The 17,168-nt window shown below is 71.9% G+C and carries 17 protein-coding genes; 10 read left to right on the forward strand and 7 right to left on the reverse strand.

All coding sequences use genetic code 11. From position 1 onward, the window contains the following. Positions 1-22: 22 nt before the first annotated feature. Together AB0B29_RS00735 and AB0B29_RS00740 are read left to right on the forward strand one after the other, a co-directional pair. The gene (locus AB0B29_RS00735; protein ID WP_362232096.1) at positions 23-1,237 is read left to right on the forward strand and encodes a hypothetical protein; all 1,215 of its coding nucleotides are present in this window, start codon (positions 23-25) and stop codon (positions 1,235-1,237) included. Beyond that, positions 1,234-1,851, forward strand: coding sequence for a response regulator transcription factor (locus tag AB0B29_RS00740; protein ID WP_362232099.1), 618 nt, complete (start codon positions 1,234-1,236; stop codon positions 1,849-1,851). Before AB0B29_RS00735 ends, AB0B29_RS00740 begins: the two co-directional genes overlap by 4 nt. Before the next feature lie 97 nt (positions 1,852-1,948). Here the strand turns inward: AB0B29_RS00740 and AB0B29_RS00745 are convergent, their stop codons facing one another. Next, positions 1,949-3,421 carry an MFS transporter gene (locus tag AB0B29_RS00745; protein WP_436845761.1) on the reverse strand — a complete coding sequence of 491 codons (1,473 nt, stop codon included), beginning with the start codon at positions 3,419-3,421 and terminating at the stop codon, positions 1,949-1,951. Positions 3,422-3,655: 234 nt separating this feature from the next. Between AB0B29_RS00745 and AB0B29_RS00750 the strand changes: the two genes are divergently transcribed. Both AB0B29_RS00750 and AB0B29_RS00755 read left to right on the forward strand, forming a co-directional pair. Continuing rightward, entirely contained in the window at positions 3,656-5,395 is a 1,740-nt protein-coding gene (locus AB0B29_RS00750; RefSeq protein ID WP_362232104.1) for an MFS transporter, read from the forward strand. Between the two features lie 101 nt (positions 5,396-5,496). Then, positions 5,497-6,147 (forward strand): class I SAM-dependent methyltransferase, encoded by a 651-nt coding sequence (locus AB0B29_RS00755; RefSeq protein WP_362232107.1) that lies wholly within the window; start codon positions 5,497-5,499, stop codon positions 6,145-6,147. Positions 6,148-6,169: 22 nt separating this feature from the next. Here AB0B29_RS00755 and AB0B29_RS00760 read toward each other — a convergent pair whose 3' ends face one another. Continuing rightward, positions 6,170-6,811 (reverse strand): flavin reductase family protein, encoded by a 642-nt coding sequence (locus tag AB0B29_RS00760; RefSeq protein WP_362232110.1) that lies wholly within the window; start codon positions 6,809-6,811, stop codon positions 6,170-6,172. A 327-nt stretch (positions 6,812-7,138) separates the two neighbouring features. Here AB0B29_RS00760 and AB0B29_RS00765 point away from each other — a divergent pair, with 327 nt between their 5' ends. The 5 genes from AB0B29_RS00765 to AB0B29_RS00785 all read left to right on the forward strand — a co-directional run bounded on the left by AB0B29_RS00765 (position 7,139) and on the right by AB0B29_RS00785 (position 10,910). Further along, positions 7,139-7,426, forward strand: coding sequence for a hypothetical protein (locus AB0B29_RS00765; RefSeq protein ID WP_362232113.1), 288 nt, complete (start codon positions 7,139-7,141; stop codon positions 7,424-7,426). Between the two features lie 93 nt (positions 7,427-7,519). After that, positions 7,520-8,470 (forward strand): N-acetylmuramoyl-L-alanine amidase, encoded by a 951-nt coding sequence (locus tag AB0B29_RS00770; protein WP_362232115.1) that lies wholly within the window; start codon positions 7,520-7,522, stop codon positions 8,468-8,470. 158 nt (positions 8,471-8,628) lie between these two features. Then, positions 8,629-9,453 carry a hypothetical protein gene (locus tag AB0B29_RS00775; protein WP_362232118.1) on the forward strand — a complete coding sequence of 275 codons (825 nt, stop codon included), beginning with the start codon at positions 8,629-8,631 and terminating at the stop codon, positions 9,451-9,453. Positions 9,454-9,556: 103 nt separating this feature from the next. After that, positions 9,557-10,567, forward strand: a complete 1,011-nt coding sequence (locus AB0B29_RS00780) for an LLM class F420-dependent oxidoreductase (protein WP_362232120.1) — start codon at positions 9,557-9,559, stop codon at positions 10,565-10,567. A gap of 46 nt (positions 10,568-10,613) precedes the next feature. Further along, positions 10,614-10,910 carry a hypothetical protein gene (locus tag AB0B29_RS00785; RefSeq protein WP_362232123.1) on the forward strand — a complete coding sequence of 99 codons (297 nt, stop codon included), beginning with the start codon at positions 10,614-10,616 and terminating at the stop codon, positions 10,908-10,910. A gap of 123 nt (positions 10,911-11,033) precedes the next feature. Here the strand turns inward: AB0B29_RS00785 and AB0B29_RS00790 are convergent, their stop codons facing one another. The 3 genes from AB0B29_RS00790 to AB0B29_RS00800 are packed head-to-tail and all read right to left on the reverse strand — an operon-like array spanning position 11,034 to position 14,286. Continuing rightward, positions 11,034-12,101 carry a prenyltransferase gene (locus tag AB0B29_RS00790; RefSeq protein WP_362232125.1) on the reverse strand — a complete coding sequence of 356 codons (1,068 nt, stop codon included), beginning with the start codon at positions 12,099-12,101 and terminating at the stop codon, positions 11,034-11,036. After that, positions 12,098-12,847 (reverse strand): class I SAM-dependent methyltransferase, encoded by a 750-nt coding sequence (locus tag AB0B29_RS00795; protein ID WP_362232128.1) that lies wholly within the window; start codon positions 12,845-12,847, stop codon positions 12,098-12,100. Before AB0B29_RS00795 ends, AB0B29_RS00790 begins: the two co-directional genes overlap by 4 nt. Then, positions 12,841-14,286 carry a glycosyltransferase family 4 protein gene (locus AB0B29_RS00800; protein WP_362232130.1) on the reverse strand — a complete coding sequence of 482 codons (1,446 nt, stop codon included), beginning with the start codon at positions 14,284-14,286 and terminating at the stop codon, positions 12,841-12,843. The genes AB0B29_RS00795 and AB0B29_RS00800 overlap by 7 nt, the downstream gene beginning before the upstream one ends. 211 nt (positions 14,287-14,497) lie before the next feature. Here AB0B29_RS00800 and AB0B29_RS00805 point away from each other — a divergent pair, with 211 nt between their 5' ends. Further along, a complete protein-coding gene (locus AB0B29_RS00805) occupies positions 14,498-15,157 on the forward strand; it encodes a TetR family transcriptional regulator (RefSeq protein WP_362232133.1) in 660 nt (219 codons plus the stop codon). A gap of 285 nt (positions 15,158-15,442) precedes the next feature. On the opposite strand, the gene AB0B29_RS00810 is transcribed toward AB0B29_RS00805, so the two are convergent. Continuing rightward, positions 15,443-15,676, reverse strand: a complete 234-nt coding sequence (locus tag AB0B29_RS00810; protein ID WP_362232135.1) for a ferredoxin — start codon at positions 15,674-15,676, stop codon at positions 15,443-15,445. A 2-nt stretch (positions 15,677-15,678) separates the two neighbouring features. After that, the gene (locus tag AB0B29_RS00815; RefSeq protein WP_362232137.1) at positions 15,679-17,130 is read right to left on the reverse strand and encodes an aldehyde dehydrogenase; all 1,452 of its coding nucleotides are present in this window, start codon (positions 17,128-17,130) and stop codon (positions 15,679-15,681) included. Positions 17,131-17,168: the final 38 nt, after the last annotated feature.

Consider the following 17,168-nt stretch of genomic DNA (forward strand, 5'->3'; position numbering starts at 1 on the left):
GACCCTAGGGGAACGGGAGCACATGGGACGCGTCGCCGTCATCACCGCGCCGAACATCGGATACCGCAACACGGGCATGCTGACCGTGGACTTGGCGTTCGAGTCCCTGCGGCGGCGGATGGACACCGCGTTCGACGCCACCTGGTACACCCTGCACACGCCGGAGACCGTGCCGCTGCGCGAGGGTGCGCGCGGCACCGCCTTCCCGTTCCGCTTCCATCCGCTGGCCGAGCACCTCGGCACGCTCCGCGAGCATGACGCGGTCGTCTTCTGGGGCGACTTCCTGCACACCCGGCACTACCTGGCGCAGGACGCGACGAACCGCCTGCTCGACTTCGGCTTCGCCGCGGACCGGGACGACGCCCGGGCGCAGCTGAACCGGGCCCTGCTCCTCGCCGACCAGCCGGACGAGGTCCTCGCACGGACCCTCAGCTACGGCGGGACGATCCTGCACAACACGCAGTCGGACTACGAGGACAAGGAGTACGGCCCGCTGTTCTCCCGTCTGGTGACGGGCAGTCACCGGATGTGGGTGCGGGATCCGCTCTCGGCGGCGAAGATCGCGCATCTGCGCCGGGACCGTACGACCGACCACTTCGGTTCGGACGCGGCGTTGCTGTCCCGCCCCGGCGACCTCGACCACCTCCCGGTCTCGCCGTGGTCCCGGTCGGTGCCCGAGGGCGGGGCCGTCGGCGTCTTCCTCGGTGCCCGTACGCCGATCCCCGACTGGCTGCCCGCCTTCTGCCAGGGCCTGTCCGACCGTCTGGGCGCCCCACTGGAGTGGCTGCCCTGGTTCGACCGGGACCTCCCCGCCGCGGTGAGCCACATCGCCACCCGCCCGGGAAGTCCCACCGTCGGCGACCTGGTCCGGGTCCTGCCCCGCTACCGGCTGGTCATCACGGACACGTACCACCTGGCCGTCAACGCGTGGGGCGCCGGTACGCCCGCGGTGTGCGTCGGCGCGCCCGAGCCGACGCCCAAGACGCACGACGACTACCTGACGCTGAGCGATGTGAAGAAGCACGTCTTCCACATGGCGTACGACGCGACGGACTTCTACCTGACCACCGAGGAGGGGCACGGGCAGGACCTGGACCGGATCGTCGGCCTCCTGGAGGGCGGAGGCGCCGACACGGTCGCGGCGCGCATCCGCGACCACGCTGACCACTCGGCGGAGTCCTTCATGCGGACGCTGACCTCACTGCTGGACACGGCCCGCCCCACCCCTGTCCCGTGACCGCCCGGCGCATCCGCGTGCTGCTCGCGGAGGACCAGGGCATGATGCGCGGTGCGCTCGCGCTGCTGCTGGGGATGGAGGACGACATCGAGGTCGTCGCGCAGGTGGCCGCGGGGGACGCGATCCTGGACGCCGCCCTCGCCCACCGTCCGGACGTCGCCCTCCTCGACATCGAACTGCCGGGCAGGAGCGGTCTGGACGCCGCGGCGGACCTGCGTGAAAGGGTCCCCGACTGCCGCGTGCTGATCCTCACGACCTTCGGACGCCCCGGTTACCTGCGCCGCGCGATGGAGTCGGGAGCGGCCGGTTTCCTGGTCAAGGACGGCCCCGTGGAGGAACTCGCCGCCGCCGTCCGCCGGGTCCTCGCGGGCGAGACGGTCGTCGACCCGGCCCTGGCCACCGCCGCCCTCAGCGCGGGCCCCAACCCCCTCACGGCCCGCGAGAGCGACGCGCTCAAGGCCTCCGCGGACGGCGCGACGGTCGCCGACATCGCCGCCAGGCTCCACCTCTCGGAGTCCACCGTCCGCAACTACCTCTCCTCCGCGATCGGCAAGACCGCCACCCGCAACCGCATGGAAGCCCTCCGCGAAGCCCGCCGCCAGGGCTGGCTGTAGCCCTCGCGCAGAAGCCGCCACCAGGGCTGGCGGCAGGGCCGGCTGCAGCCCACGCATGGAAGCCCGCCGCCAGGGCCGGCTGTACCCCTCGCCCCCCTTACGGCACCTGGGCCGCCCGCCGTGGCAGCCACAGCCACATCAGCACGACCCCGGCCGTCAGGACCCCGGCTCCGACGCGGAACGCGAGGGCGTAGCCCTCCGTCAGGGCCTGCGGGGTCGTGCTGCCCGCCGACTCGGCCGCCGCGAGGGTGGACAGGACCGCCAGGCCCAGGGAACCGCCCATCGTGCGGGAGGTGTTGACCAGGCCGGAGACCAGGCCCGCCTCTTCGGGGGCCGCGCCGGAGGTGGCCAGGGAGGCCAGCGGGGTCGCCGCCAGGCCCGCGCCGAGCATCATGAGGACGCCGGGGACGAGGATCGCCGTGGTGTAGGAGCCGTCGGAGGTCATCGTGGACTGCCAGGCGAACCCGGCCACGGCGACCAGGGTTCCCAGCGCGGCGACGTTGCGCGGGCCGACCGGCCGCATCAGCCGCGGGGCGAGCTTCGAGCCGAGGATGACGGCGAGGGAGCTCGGGACCAGGGCGAGGCCGGCCTCGATCGGGGTGTAGCCGAGGACGTTCTGCGCGTAGAGGGTCATGAAGAACCACATGCAGAACATCGCCGACCCGCACAGGAACATCGAGACGTTCGCCGAGGAGACCGAGCGCAGACGCAGCAGGCCGAGCGGCATCAGCGGACTCGCCGTGCGGGACTCGACCGCGAGGAACGCCCCGAGCAGGACCAGCCCGGCGAGCAGCGGCAGCAGGGTGGCCGGTGCCGTCCAGCCCGCCGCCTCCGTCTGGGAGATGCCGTAGGCCAGTGTGCCGAGACCGGCCGTGACGAGCAGCGCGCCCGGCAGGTCGAGGCGGCGGCCGTCCCCGGCGCGGCCCTCGGTGAGGAACCAGGCCGCGGCGAACAGCACCACGGCCCCGACGGGCACGTTGATCAGCAGCACCCAGCGCCAGGACAGCGTCTCCACCAGCAGCCCGCCGACCAGACCGCCCGCCGCGCCGCCACCGGCGCCGACGGCCGTCCAGGTCCCGATGGCCCGGGCCCTCGCGGCGCCCTCCGGCACCGACGCCGTGAGGATCGTCAGCGTCGAGGGCGCCAGCACCGCCGCGCCCAGCCCCTGCACGGCTCGCGCCACGAGCAGCTGCCAGTCGTCCTGTGCGAGCCCGCCGGCCGCCGAGGCCAGGGTGAACAGGCCGAGCCCGACGAGGAACATCCGCTTGCGGCCGTAGAGGTCCCCGGCGCGTCCGCCGAGCAGCATGAACCCGGCGAAGGCGATGGCGTAGGCGTTCACCACCCACTGCAGGCCCTGCTCGCTGAGCCCCAGGCCGGTCCGCATCGAGGGCAGGGCCACGTTGACGACGGACACGTCCAGGACGACGAGGAACTGCCCGGCACAGGTGAGCGCCACCACGAGCCACATCGGCGGCGTTCCCCGCGGACGCAGCCGTGAGAGTCGGTGGAGCCGGGATATGCGGAGGCGTCGGGCGGTGGCGGCATCGGCGGATTCGAGCATGGGTGTCATGCTCTCAACCCGCTTGCGCCCCTTGCATCGGGATTTCGCAGGGACCGGCCCTCAGTCCCGGGACCTAGTTCTAGGCCACCGGACAAACCGCCACGAATCCCTCCGCAATCCCCGGCCAGGACCAAGAGAAGGTCAAGTTTTCGTTAGGGTGCCAAAGCAACGGAATAGTTGCCTGGACATACAAGGTTCAGACTCCACGTAACCCGACGCTCCCCGGCCTGGAGGCCCTCCTCAATGACGCAGACGACGACAGACCGCCCCGCCGGCAGAGCGAGCGGGGCCGTGGTCCCGGTGCTCGCCTTCGCGGGCATCGTTGTCGCGGTGATGCAGACCCTGCTCGTCCCGGTGATCAAGGATCTGCCGCAACTGCTGGACACCGCCCCCAGCAACGCCACCTGGGTCCTCACCTCGACCCTCCTCTCGGGCGCCGTGGCCACCCCGATCATGGGCCGCCTCGGCGACCTCTACGGCAAGCGCCGCATGCTGATCCTGAGCCTGGCCGTGATGGTCGTGGGCGCCCTGGTCAGCGCGCTCACCAGCGACCTGCTGCTCATGATCACAGGCCGTACGCTGCAGGGCTTCGCGATGGGCGCGATCCCGCTCGGCATCGGCCTGATGCGCGACATGCTGCCCCGCGAGAAGCTCGGCTCGGCGATGGCCCTGATGAGCTCCTCCATAGGCGTCGGCGGCGGCCTCGCCCTGCCCGCCGCCGCCCTGGTCGCCCAGCACAGCGACTGGCACACCCTCTACTACGGGGCCGCCGGCCTCGGCGTCGTGGCCATCGCCCTCACCCTCCTCGTCGTTCCGGAGTCCCCGATGCGCGCCGAGGGCTCCTTCGACCTGCCGGGCGCACTCGGCCTGTCCGCCGGGCTCGTGCTGTTCCTGCTGCCGATCACCAAGGGCAGCGACTGGGGCTGGGCCTCCGGCACCACCCTCGGCCTGTTCGCCGCCTCGGCGGTCGTGCTCGTGCTGTGGGGCGTGATGGAGCTGCGCCTGAAGGCCCCGCTGGTCGACCTGCGCACCACGGCCCGCCCGGCCGTCCTCTTCACCAACCTCGCCTCGATCATGGTCGGCGTCTCCTTCTACGTCGTCTCCCTGGTCCTGCCGCAGCTGCTCCAGCTGCCGAAGTCCACCGGCTACGGCCTCGGCCAGTCGATGGTCGTCGCGGGTCTGCTCGTCGCGCCGCTCGGCCTGACGATGATGTTCACGGCGCCCGTCTACGCCCGGCTGTCCGCGAAGTACGGCCCCAAGTTCACCCTGATCCTCGGCCTGCTGATCATCGCGATCGGCTACGGCGCCGGCCTCGGCCTGATGAGCGCCGCCTGGCAGAGCCTGGTCATCTCCGTCCTGTTGGGCGCGGGCATCGGCCTGGCCTACTCCTCGCTGCCCGCGCTGATCGTGGGCGCCGTCCCGGCGTCGGAGACGGGCGCGGCCAACGGCCTCAACACCCTGATGCGCTCCATCGGCACGTCGGTCTCCAGCGCCGTGATCGGCATGGTGCTGGCGAACACCGCGAACAACGTCGGCGGCGTCGAGATCCCGACCATGCACGGCTTCCGGGTCTCCTTCCTGATCGCGACGGGCGCGGTGGCCGTGGGCCTGCTCCTGGCCCTGTTCCTGCCGGGCCGCCGGCCGTCGAACAAGCCGCAGCTGCGCGCCAGCAGTGAGGAGGACGCGGCGCTGGAGCGTGCCGAGCAGGTGCTGCGCGGCTTCCGCGGCCGGGTGCTGGGCGCCGACGGCTCCCCCGTCGCCCGCGCCAAGGTCACCCTGATCGACCGCCGCGGTCGCCAGGCCGGTGCGACGCTGTCCGCCGAGGACGGCAGTTACGCGCTCCTCGTCCCCGCGCAGGGCTCCTACGTCGTGGCCGCCCGCGCCACGGGCCACGGCCCGCTCGCCTCGTCCGCGACCCACGCCGGCGACGAGCGCCCGATCGACCTGGACCTGTCGCTCCCGGGCGAGACGGTCTCGGCCTGACCCGCCGCCCGCCCCGCTACTCACCGGTACCCCCTGTCGCCGTCGCGGCAGGGGGTACGGCACGATGGCGCCCGAACCGTTGTACGACCGAGAGGAACCCGATGCCCGCGGCCCCGAAGCCCGAGATCCTGGCCGCGTTCGAGGCGGCGAAGGGGTTCATGCCCACCCGTGAGGGCCTGGCGCTGTACGCGGCGGCCGTGGAGGCCGGGCGGCTCGGGCTGCCGCTGCTGGAGGTCGGCACCTACTGCGGCCGGTCCACGATCCTGCTCGCCGACGCGGCCCGCGAGGCCGGGGTCAGCGCGCTCACCGTCGACCACCACCGCGGCAGCGAGGAGCAGCAGCCGGGCTGGGAGTACCACGACCCGGAGACGGTCGATCCCGAGATCGGCCTGATGGACACCCTGCCCACGTTCCGCCGCACGCTGCACCGGGCGGGCCTGGAGGAGCACGTGGTGGCACTGGTCGGGCGTTCCCCGAGGATCGCCGCCTTCTGGCGGACGCCGCTGGGGTTCGTCTTCATCGACGGCGGCCACACCGACGAGCACGCCACGGCCGACTACGAGGGCTGGGCGCCGCACGTCGCCGAGGGCGGTCTGTTGCTCATCCACGACGTCTTCCCCGACCCGCAGGACGAGTTCACCGGCCAGGCCCCCTACCGCGTGTACCTCCGCGCCCTCGCCTCAGGCGCGTTCACCGAGGTGTCGGCGACGGACTCGCTGCGGGTGCTGCGGCGCACGGGGCCGGGCATCTAGTGCCGCGGCAGGCCAGGCTTCGTCAGGCTGTCCGGGAGCGGAAACTGTGGCCGAGTTCGGGGCCGAGGCCGAAGTAGTGGCGGAAGTTGTAGATCAGCGGGCTCCACGCCGCTGGGTCGATGTGCTGTGACCCGGTGACGACGATCCGGGGATCGGCGTGCACCTTGAGCACATGGGCTTCCACGATGACGAACTCTCCGGAGGTGTCGGGTTGGGCCCGGGCAACGCGGGCTTCCAACTGCATCGGGCATTCGGCGACGCGGGGCGGCCGAACCAGCTCGGAAGGCTGAGGTCGCAGACCGGCGGCAGCGAACTTGTCCGGTTCGAAGCGGAAGGAGGCACGCTTGTCCACGGGTACCGGGGTGCGCCCGGTCAGCGGCGCCAATCGTTCCACGGCCGGCCATAGCGCGGGCGCGGGGAGGTTGACCACCAGATCATGGCGACTGCGGAGATTGTGCGCGGTCTGCCCCTCGGCGCCCAGACCGAGGACGATCACATGGCCCAGCGCCCAGGCCGAGGACATCGGCGCCAGGTTGAAGGAGCCGTTCTCGTTCTCCGTGGAGAGCAGCACGACCGGCGTTCCGAAGTACAGGATGCTCGGCGTGACGGTCACGTGTTCGGACAACAGGTCGGTGGACACGCTGCTGGGCGTCGAGGTGTTCATGGGGCCGACCGTAGAACGCGGACGCTTCGGCGGGCACCGAAGGATCGCAGGTGGACAACGGACAGCGATGAACAGCCATGACGCTCGCATCGAGGGGCCCCGACCTGACCGCACTGCTGGCCGACGGCCCCCGGGCCGACTTCTGCCTGGCCCTTCGGGACGGCCGGACATGGCCGACGGCGACACAGCCAGAGCCTTTCGTTACTGACCCGTGCTCATGGCAGGCGCCCGGGCGGGTGAACTGCGCCGGACGCACCCCCGCCCGGTCGGCCCACGGGCGGCGTGGCGCGTCGGTGGGTGACCGTCGCTGCCCAAGGATCCGGGCGCGTGGCACACACCTTCGAAGAGCTCGTGGAGAAGCAGCGCGCGGCGGACGAGGCGTACGCCCGCGTGCGTCAGCTGCAGGACGCGTACGGGCCGCCCACCCAGACCAAGTGGAGCGACCAGCAGACCACCACCTGGGAGACGGCCTGGCGTGCCTGGCGCGATCTCGCCCGGGACGTCCAGGCGGCGGTGACCGGGTACGCGAGGCAGGAGGGCACACCGCGTCAGGAGGTGGAGGCGCGAGTGAAGGAGGCGGTACGGCACGGGGACGACGGCGGGAACGGGACGTAGGCCGGGGCCGCACGGTCCGGTCAGGGCCCGGCCACCACCCGTCGGGCCGTCCTCGGCCCGCCGCCCACGCCGACGGCCGCTAGGGTGGCAGGCGTGTCGTACGTAGGCCCGGACTTCGAACCTCCCCAGCCCCGCCGCCCCCGCCGCGGCCCCCTGACCGTCGCGCTCGCCGCGCTGGTGCCGGGTGCGCTGCTCGGTTGGCTGGTGTACGAGACGGTGGGCGGCTCCGGGGACGACGGGGGTCCGGGGCGGGCGACCGTGCGGTCCTCCTCGCCCGCCGCGTCGGGCACCCCCTCCGACGACGCCAAGAAGCCGAGCGTCTCGCCCAAGCCCGCGGACACCCCCACCGCCTCCGCGCCCGCCGCCTCCGGTCCGCTCAAGGGCAAGGTCGTCGTCATCGACCCGGGGCACAACCCGGGCAACTTCCAGCACGCGTCCGAGATCAACCGCAAGGTGGACATCGGGACGAACTCCAAGGAGTGCGACACCACCGGCACGTCCACCAACGACGGTTACACCGAGGCCAAGTTCACGCTGGACGTGGCGCACCGGATGCGCACGCTGCTGGAGAAGCAGGGCGCCACGGTGAAACTGACGCAGGACGGCGACCGGCCGTTCGGGCCGTGCGTGGACGAACGGGCCCGGATCGGCAACCGGGCGAAGGCCGACGCCGTGGTGTCGATCCACGCGGACGGCTCGGGCGCCGGCAACCGCGGCTTCCACGTGATCCTGCCCGGCGCGGTCCACGCGGGCGCCGCGGACACCCGGGCGATCGTCGGCCCCTCCCGCGATCTCGGTGAAAACGTCGCGGGCCGTTTCGTGGCCGTCACCGGCAGCGCGCCCTCCAACTACATCGGCGACGGCAGCGGTCTCGTCACGCGTAAGGACCTGGGCGGTCTCAATCTGTCAACGGTTCCCAAGGTGTTCATCGAGTGCGGCAACATGCGCGATAGCAAGGACGCGGCGTTGCTCACCAGCGGCGCGTGGCGACAGAAGGCGGCGCAAGGGATCTCCGAGGGAATCGTGAGTTTTCTGCGCGGGTAGTCCCGGACCGGCAGATCCCGGCGGACACCCTGACCTGGCGGACGATAGGGTCCTCCTTACGATGAGGGGCCACCCCCGCGCTTCACACCGAGTCCACACGGCGGCATGGTGACAGCGACGCCTCCACGGACGACGAGACGACCTACGAAGGACCTGAAGTGAATATCCGCTCCCTCACTCGGGGCGACGGCGTGGTGATCGGTGCAGCGGTGTTGCTGTTGATCGCGTCGTTCCTCGACCTCTACTCGTTCGACAATGTCCCCGACAGCGTCGACCTCCCCAGCCTGTGGGGCAGCGGCCCGGTCGTGTTCAGCGTCGTGCTGGCCGGGATCATCGGCGCCGCGCTGGTCGTCGTCGCGCGGGGCCTGCCGCAGCTGCCGAAGATCGCCGGGATCGAGCTCGGCCAGTTCGGCGCCGCCTTCACGGTCTTCGCCGCGTGGAGCGCGCTCGGCAACGTCTTCGACGTGACCGGTGGCTACGACAACATCGAGGGGACCCGCGCCGACTATCTTCCGAGCCCCGGCGTCGGCATGATCCTCGCCCTCGTCGCCACGCTGCTGATGGCCGCCGCCGCCATCGTCACCCCCCTCGTCCCGGCCCTCAAGGGCGCCCTCCTCCCGGCCCCCCGCCCGGCCGCCCCGCAGCCCTACGGCGCCCAGCCCCCCGGTGGTTACGGCTACCCGGGCGCGCAGCAGCCCGGCGGCTACGGCCAGCCGCAGCCGGGGCAGCCCTACGGCGGTCAGCCGCAGCCGCAGCAGGCGCAGGCTCCGCAGCCGCCGGCCGGGGACTTCTCCCCGTTCTGGTTCGCCGTGCCGGTGCCGCGGCCGCTGTTCGCGGAGGACGGCTCGCCCACGCCGATCGCCGAACTCGCCCCGGGCACCTGGTACCTGGCCGTCGAGCAGCGCGGAGCCGCCCTGGTCGCCCAGACGCAGGACGGCCGTCGCGGTGTCCTGCAGGACACGTCGGGCATCCAGCGCGGCTGAGCCCGCACGCACACCGCTCGCACGGCCCCTCGCCCTTCCGGGCGGGGGGCCGTTGCCGTACAGTCGTCGCCTCCGTCAGCTGACGCATCGTCAGGAGGCAGGTATGCGGCTCGGTCTCGCGCTCGGCTACTGGGGCCGCGGCCCCTCCCCCGACCACGTCCCCCTCGCGCAGGAGGCCGAGCAGCTCGGCTACGACTCGGTCTGGACGGCGGAGTCCTGGGGCTCGGACGCGTTCACCCCGCTCACCTGGATCGCGGCGCACACCTCCCGCATCCGCCTCGGCACGGCGGTCGCACAGATGGCGGCCCGGTCTCCGGCCACGACCGCGATGCACGCCCTGACCCTGGACCACCTCTCCGGCGGCCGGATGATGCTGGGCCTCGGCCTCTCCGGCCCCCAGGTCGTCGAGGGCTGGTACGGCCGCCCGTTCCCCGCCTCGCCCCTCACCGCCACCCGCGAGTACGTCGACGTCCTGCGGCAGGTGCTGCGCCGCGAGGCCCCCGTGGAGCTGGCGGGCCGCTTCCACTCCCACCCCTACCGGGGCCCGGACGCCACGGGCCTCGGCAAGCCCCTCAAGCCGATCACGCACCCGCTCCGCGCCGATCTGCCGATCCTGCTGGGTGCGGAGGGCCCCAAGAACGTCGCCCAGACGACCCGGATCGCCGACGGCTGGCTGCCGCTGTACTGGGCACCGACCCGGCCCGAGGTCTACGGTCCGGCCCTCGCCGATTTGCCGGAGGGGTTCCTGGTCGCGCCGATGGCCCGGGCCCGGGTCTGCGACGACGTCGCCGAAGGGCTGCTGCCCGTCAAGGCGATGCTCGGCTTCTACATCGGCGGCATGGGCCACGCGGCCCGCAACTTCCACGCCGACCTGATGGCGCGCATGGGGTACGAGGAGGAGGCCCGCCGGATCCAGCGGCTGTTCCTCGACGGCCGCCGGGAGGAGGCCGTGCTCGCCGTCCCCGACGCCTTCGCCGACGAGATCTCCCTGGTCGGGCCGCGTGAACGCATCGCCGAGCGGCTGGAGTCGTGGCGGAAGGGTCCGGTGACCGACCTCCTCGTGCTCAGCCCCGACCCTCATACCCTGCGGATACTCGCGGAGTTGAACTCCTGAGCGAATCGGCGGGTTTCATCCAGAGTTCAAGGGCAATCCGGAAAGCATGTCCCCTCGATATCGCAACGGTGCGAATCAGGCCGGCACGATCGTCGCGGTCGTGGCCGACATCATGGCCCTCATCCTGGGTCTCTGGATCCTGATGTACCTACTGGACGCCAACCCCGGCAACTCGTTCGTCCAGTTCATCCACGACGCGGCCCGCTGGCTTGCCGGCTGGTCGCACGACCTGTTCACCTTCGACGAGGCCTGGGCCCGCGTGGTCTGCGGCTACGGTCTGGCGGCGGTGGTGTACCTGCTCATCGGCCACGCGATCGCCAACAGGGTTTCACACCGGCACTGAGAACGCCTTCAGGGGGCTCGCCTCCTCAGGGGCGCGGGGCTGTGTCGATATGCGGCTCCGCCGCGTGGGCGCGATCAACCACGCACGACCCGCGCCCGCGGAACCCGGCGAGCCCCCGAGCTCTCAGGCGCAGCACTCCGACTCGAGGCCCGCGGGCAACTCCCCGCCGAACACCTGGCACGTAGCCTCATGCCCACCCAACGCGGCCACGGCCAGCAACAGCGACCCGGCGGTCCACGTCGTCAACTCCCGAGGCCAGATCGCCTCGTCGTCGAAGACGTACCCCGTCCAGTACAGCCCGCTGTCCTCGTCCCGCAGATGCTGGATCGACTGCAGGATGTCCAGCGCCCGGTCGGACTCCCCCATCGCCCACAACGCGAGGGCGAGTTCGGCCGACTCACCCCCCGTCACCCACGGGTTGGGAACGACACAGCGCACCCCGAGCCCCGGGACGACGAAGCGGTCCCAGTCCTCCTCGATGCGGGCCTTGGCCTCCGCCCCGGTCAGCGCGCCGCCCAGGACGGGGTAGTACCAGTCCATCGAGTACCGGTTCTTGTCCAGGAACCGCTCGGGGTGGTGCCGTATGGCGTGCCGCAGCGCACCCGCCGCCAACTCCCAGTCCGGTTGGGCCTCTTCGCGCTGCTCGGCGATGGCCAGCGCGCACCGCAGCGCGTGGTGGATCGAGGAGCTCCCCGTCAGCAGGGCGTCCGCCGTGGCCGTGCCGTCGTCGTCGCGCCGCCAGCCGATCTGCCCGCCGGGCTGCTGCAGGCGCAGCACGAACTCCACCGCCGCGTACACCGCCGGCCACATCCGGTCCAGGAACGCGTCGTCGCCGGTGGAGAGGTAGTGGTGCCAGACGCCGACGGCTATGTAGGCGACGAAGTTGGTCTCCCGGCCCCGGTCGGTGACCGCGTCGGCCTCGCCGTCGGTGTAGGCGGCGTACCAGGAGCCGTCCTCGTTCTGGTGCCGGGCCAGCCACAGGTAGGCCCGCTCGGCGGCCTCGTGCTCGCCGGCCGTGTCGAGGGCCATGGCCGCCTCGACGTGGTCCCACGGGTCGAGGTGGTGCCCCCGGAACCAGGGGATCGCACCGTCCTCGCGCTGCACGGCGAGGATGCCGGCGACGGTCGCGGCGGCCTGCCCTGCGGTGAGGACCCCGGGCAGGACCAGATGTTCCGTCCGGGGAGTGGTCACTTGGTGTCCGCCCCGGTGTCGGCCAGACGCGGCAGGTGCGGCTTGGTCGCGTACGCCACGAAGCTCTTGCCGATCAGCGGGTTGAGCGCCTGCTCGGCGACCCGGGTGGCCAGCGGCTTCTTCATGATGTCCCAGACCAGCAGCTTGTGGTACGCCCGCACCGGCAGCGCCTTGTCGTTGTCGACGCCGAACGCGCACTTGAGCCACCAGTAGGGCGAGTGCAGGGCGTGGGCGTGGTGGGTGCCGTAGGGCTTCAGGCCGGCCTCGCGGATCTTCCGCAGCAGTTCGTCCGCCTTGTAGATGCGGATGTGGCCGCCCTCGACCTCGTGGTAGGCGTCGGAGAGGCTCCAGCAGACCTTCTCGGGTCCGTAGCGCGGGACGGTGACGGCGATGCGCCCGCCGGGCTTGAGCACCCGCACCATCTCCGCGAGGACGCCCTTGTCGTCCGGGATGTGCTCCATGACCTCGGAGATGATCACCACGTCGAAGGACTCGTCGGGGAAGGGCAGCGCGAGGGCGTCGCCCTCCATCGCGGTGGCGGTGGCGCCCTCGGGGGCCTCGCCCGCCTCCTTCATCGCCGCGAACCACTTCGCGACCTCGCGGATCTCCTCGGCGTTCTGGTCCAGCGCCACGACCTGCGCGCCGCGCCGGTAACACTCGAACGCGTGCCGCCCGGCCCCGCAGCCGAGGTCCAGGACCCGGTCCCCCGGGGCGAGCGGGAACCGGGAGAAGTCGACGGTCAGCACGTGGCCCTGCTTTCGGAGTTGACGCCTTCTACATCTGCCGGGGCTGCGGAGACAGCACCTGCGGTGACTGCGGGGGCTGCGGGTACAGCACCTGTCGTGGGGGTTGAACGGCCCGATTCCCGCCGCACGTTGCCGGCCCCGGCCCGGTCGATGGCCTCGCGGTAGCGGGCCACCGTGCCCTCAGCGGCCCTGGCCCAGGTGAAGTGCCGGAGCACGCGCTCGCGTCCGGCCGTGCCGAGGCGGGTGCGCATCTCCGCGTCGGACAGCAGGCGGCCGAGGCCCGCGGCCAGGGCGTCCGCGTCGCCGGGCGGTACCGCCAGGCACGTCTCCCCGTCGCGGCCGGCGACCTCGGGTATGGCACCGCCGGTCGTGGCGAGCAGGGGCGTGCCCGTCGCCATGGCCTCGGCGGCCGGGAGCGAGAAACCCTCGTAGAGCGACGGCACGCAGGCGACCTGGGCCGAGCGCACGAGGTCGACGAGTTCCGCGTCGGAGATGCCCTTGACGAACTCGACGGCGCCGGCGAGGCCGTACTGCTCCATCGCCCGGGCGACCGGTCCTTCGGTGGGTCGCTTGCCGACGACGACGAGATGGGCGCCGGGGTGCTCGGTCCGCACCTTGGCGAGCGCCTCGACGAGGTGCACCAGGCCCTTCAGCGGCACGTCCGCGCTGGACGTCGTCACGATCCGGCCCGGCACGACGGGCACCGAGGGATCCGGCGAGAACAGGTCGGTGTCGGCGCCGATGTGGACCACGTGGATGCGGTCCCGCCGCACCCCGAGGTGGTCGATGATCTCCTGCTGCGACGTGCCGGACACGGTGAGCACGGACGGCAGGCGGCGCGCGACGCGCTTCTGCATGCGCGTGAAGGCGTACCAGCGCCGCACCGAGGCGCGCCGCTTCCAGCCGTCCGCCGCGTCCAGCTCCAGCTGCCGGTCGACGGTGATGGGGTGGTGGATGGTCGTCACCAGGGGCGCGCCGACATCGCCCAGCAGGCCGTAGCCGAGGGTCTGGTTGTCGTGCACGACGTCGAACGCGCCGCGGCGGGCGCGCAGATGGCGGCGGGCGCGCAGCGAGAACGTCAGCGGTTCCGGGAAGCCGCCGGTCCACATGGTTGCGACTTCCAGCGCGTCGATCCAGTCGCGGTACTCGCCGCGCCCGGGCGTGCGGAAAGGATCCGGCTGGCGGTACAGGTCGAGGCTGGGCAGCTCGGTGAGGCTCAGCCCGTCGTGGCCCTCGTCGAGGACGGGGTACGGCTGGGCGCCGATGACCTCGACCCGGTGGCCCAGGCGGGCCAGTTCGCGCGAGAGGTGCCGGACGTAGACGCCCTGGCCGCCACAGAACGGGTTCCCTTTATAGGTGAGGAGCGCGATGTCGAGCGGTCGCAAGCCGTCGGCAGCGGGGGCCTGAGGAGCCCCGGCCTCCCTGGCCTCAGCGGTCACTCCGGGCCCCCTTCTCCCTGCACTGTCCCGCGAGATTACGCCGGGACGCTAATCTAGAACAAGTTTCAGACTTGATCGTCCGGAGGCTCTGAATCTACCGGCAGGTAAGGGTGCTGTGAGCAGTGGATCAGGTGATTCACGCCACGGCCGGCCCCGTGCCATGCTGTGTGATCACTCGTCCTCACGGACGGTCACGGAACGGGACCGACACATGCCCGCGGAAGCCAAGGTGAGCGCCAAGGTGAACAAGCCGGCCAAGGTGGAAGCCAGAGCGGCAGCCCCCGTCTCCCCGCCCCTCACGGAGCGGCAGGAGGCCCGCCGCCGCCGCATCCTGCACGCGAGTGCGCAGCTGGCCAGCCGGGGCGGCTTCGACGCCGTGCAGATGCGGGAGGTCGCGGAGTCCTCCCGGGTGGCGCTCGGCACCCTGTACCGCTACTTCCCGTCCAAGATCCATCTGCTGGTCGCCACGATGCAGGACCAGTTGGAGCACATGCACGGCACGCTGCGGAAGAAGCCGCCGCAGGGCGAGACGGCGGCCGAGCGGGTCGCGGAGACGCTGATGCGGGCCTTCCGGGCGCTGCAGCGCGAGCCGCATCTGGCCGATGCGATGGTCCGGGCGCTGACGTTCGCCGACCGCAGCGTGAGCCCGGAGGTCGACCAGGTCTCCCGCCAGACGACGGCGATCATCCTGGACGCGATGGGCCAGGAGAACCCGACGCCCGAGCAGCTCTCGGCGGTCCGGGTCATCGAGCACACCTGGCACTCGGCACTGATCACCTGGCTGTCGGGCCGGGCCTCGATCGCGCAGGTGAAGATCGACATCGAGACGGTGTGCCGCCTGATCGACCTGACGGCGCCGCCCGCCCCGTGAGCGCCGCGGGCCCCGGGCACGCAAAGGGCCTACGAGACGGGTTCCCTTCGCCGGTATGGTCCGGATCAGGTGATGGGGGTCGCCTTCCGGTCGCCCGGCCTTGCGGCCCTGCGCCCTTCCGGCCTCTCAGCCCTACCGTCGCAGTCGGCACCCGCGGAAGCTCGACTTCACTTCCCGCCGACGTCGGCTACTCCGGTCGGACTCCCTCACTCGCCTCGTAGGCTGATTTCCAGGATAAAACGCCCGAAAGGGAATGGCACCCCTCAATCCATGATTCTTCAGGTGTCACTCCTCCGGCGGAAACACCGCCTCCCCGCTGCCCCTCAGCGTGATCACGATCGCCTCCGCCGGGCAGCACTCCGCCGCCTCCAGCACCCGCTCGTTCGCGTCCATGTCCGGGGCGGCCGGACGGGACTGGCGGGCGGCGTCCAGGCGGAAGCCGTCCGGCGCGTGGTGGAGGCACTGCGCGGAGCCGATGCACAGGGAGCGGTCGACCTCGACGTGCCAGCGGTCGCCCATCGCTACCCCCGCGCCGGGAGGTGGATCATCTTGTGCTCCAGGTACTCGCCGTACCCCTCGGGACCGAACTCCCGCCCCAGGCCCGAGTTCTTGTAGCCGCCGAAGGGGCCCAGCATGTCCAGGCTGAAGGTGTTGACCGAGTACGTGCCCGTGCGGACCTGCCGGGCGATGTCGATGCCGTGCTCGACGTCCGCCGTCCAGACGCTGCCGCTCAGCCCGTAGTCGGAGTCGTTGGCGATCTTCACGGCGTCGGACTCGTCGTCGTAGGGCAGCAGGCAGATGACCGGGCCGAAGATCTCCTCGCGGGCGATGCGCATGGAGTTGTCGACGTCGCCGAAGAGGGTCGGTTCGACGTACCAGCCGCGGTCCAGGCCGGCCGGGCGTCCGCCGCCGGTCAGGATCTTGGCGCCCTCCTCCTGCCCGATGCGGATGTAGTCGAGGTTGCGCTGCTGCTGCCGCCGGGCCACCAGCGGGCCCACCTGGGTGGCCGGGTCCAGCGGGTCGCCGACCGTCAGGGCGCCGGCCGCGGCGGCCAGGGCGTCGGCGAACTCGTCGTAGCGCGAGCGCGGCAGGAGGATGCGGGTCTGGGCGACGCAGGCCTGGCCGTTGTTCATCCAGGCCGCGGGGGCGATGCCCGCGACGGCCGTCTCGACGTCCGCGTCGGGCAGGACGACGGCGGCCGACTTGCCACCGAGTTCGAGCGTCAGGCGGGTGAGGTTGCGGGCGGCCACTTCCATGACGCGCTTGCCGGCGGCGACCGATCCGGTGAAGGACACCTTGTCGATCCCGGGGTGCCCGACCAGGTACTCGCTGACGTCCCGGTCGGCGGGCAGGATCGACAGCACACCCTCGGGCAGTCCGGCCTCGCGGGCGATCTCGCCGAGCAGGTAGGCGTCGAGCGGGGACTCGGGCGAGGGCTTGAGGACCACCGTGCAGCCGGTGAGCAGCGCGGGGGCGAGCTTGGCGGCGGCGACGAACTGCGGGACGTTCCAGGGGACCACTGCGGCCACGACCCCGACGGGCTCGCGCCGTACGAGGATCCTGCCCAGGACGCCGTCGCGCCGCTCCTCGTGGGTGAAGCTGCGGGCGACCGTGATCGCCGAGTCCCAGACCATCACCGCGCCGAGGGCCTGGGCGAGGACGCTCCAGGAGTAGGGCGAGCCGTTCTGGGCGGAGATCAGGCGGGCGATCTCGTCGTGCCGGACGGTGATGGCGTCCTTGATCCGGCTCACGACCGCGATGCGCTCGTCGAGGCTCATGCGCGGCCAGGGCCCCTCGTCGAACGCCCGCCGCGCCGCCGCCACGGCCCGGTCCACGTCCGCAGTCGACGCGTGCGGGACGCGTCCGATGACCTCCTCGGTGTGCGGCGAGACCACCTCGATGACGTCCTGGCCCAGGGGGTCGGTCAACTCCCCGCCGATGAACAGCTGTCCGTGTTCCACGAGCTCGGTCATGGCCGACTGCCTCCCCGGGAGCGTTCTCTGACGGTTCA

Origin of the sequence: Streptomyces tibetensis (genome assembly GCF_040647715.1) — a bacterium.
Taxonomy (GTDB): domain Bacteria; phylum Actinomycetota; class Actinomycetes; order Streptomycetales; family Streptomycetaceae; genus Streptomyces; species Streptomyces tibetensis_A.

Bases quoted from the DNA above. Each gene is read 5' to 3' on its own strand.
- AB0B29_RS00735 (WP_362232096.1), top strand. From the start codon at position 23: ATGGGACGCGTCGCCGTCATCACCGCGCCGAACATCGGATACCGCAAC.
- AB0B29_RS00745 (WP_436845761.1), bottom strand. From the start codon at position 3,421: ATGACACCCATGCTCGAATCCGCCGATGCCGCCACCGCCCGACGCCTC.
- AB0B29_RS00750 (WP_362232104.1), top strand. From the start codon at position 3,656: ATGACGCAGACGACGACAGACCGCCCCGCCGGCAGAGCGAGCGGGGCC.
- AB0B29_RS00755 (WP_362232107.1), top strand. From the start codon at position 5,497: ATGCCCGCGGCCCCGAAGCCCGAGATCCTGGCCGCGTTCGAGGCGGCG.
- AB0B29_RS00760 (WP_362232110.1), bottom strand. From the start codon at position 6,811: ATGAACACCTCGACGCCCAGCAGCGTGTCCACCGACCTGTTGTCCGAA.
- AB0B29_RS00780 (WP_362232120.1), top strand. From the start codon at position 9,557: ATGCGGCTCGGTCTCGCGCTCGGCTACTGGGGCCGCGGCCCCTCCCCC.
- AB0B29_RS00785 (WP_362232123.1), top strand. From the start codon at position 10,614: ATGTCCCCTCGATATCGCAACGGTGCGAATCAGGCCGGCACGATCGTC.
- AB0B29_RS00805 (WP_362232133.1), top strand. From the start codon at position 14,498: ATGCCCGCGGAAGCCAAGGTGAGCGCCAAGGTGAACAAGCCGGCCAAG.
- AB0B29_RS00810 (WP_362232135.1), bottom strand. From the start codon at position 15,676: ATGGGCGACCGCTGGCACGTCGAGGTCGACCGCTCCCTGTGCATCGGC.
- AB0B29_RS00815 (WP_362232137.1), bottom strand. From the start codon at position 17,130: ATGACCGAGCTCGTGGAACACGGACAGCTGTTCATCGGCGGGGAGTTG.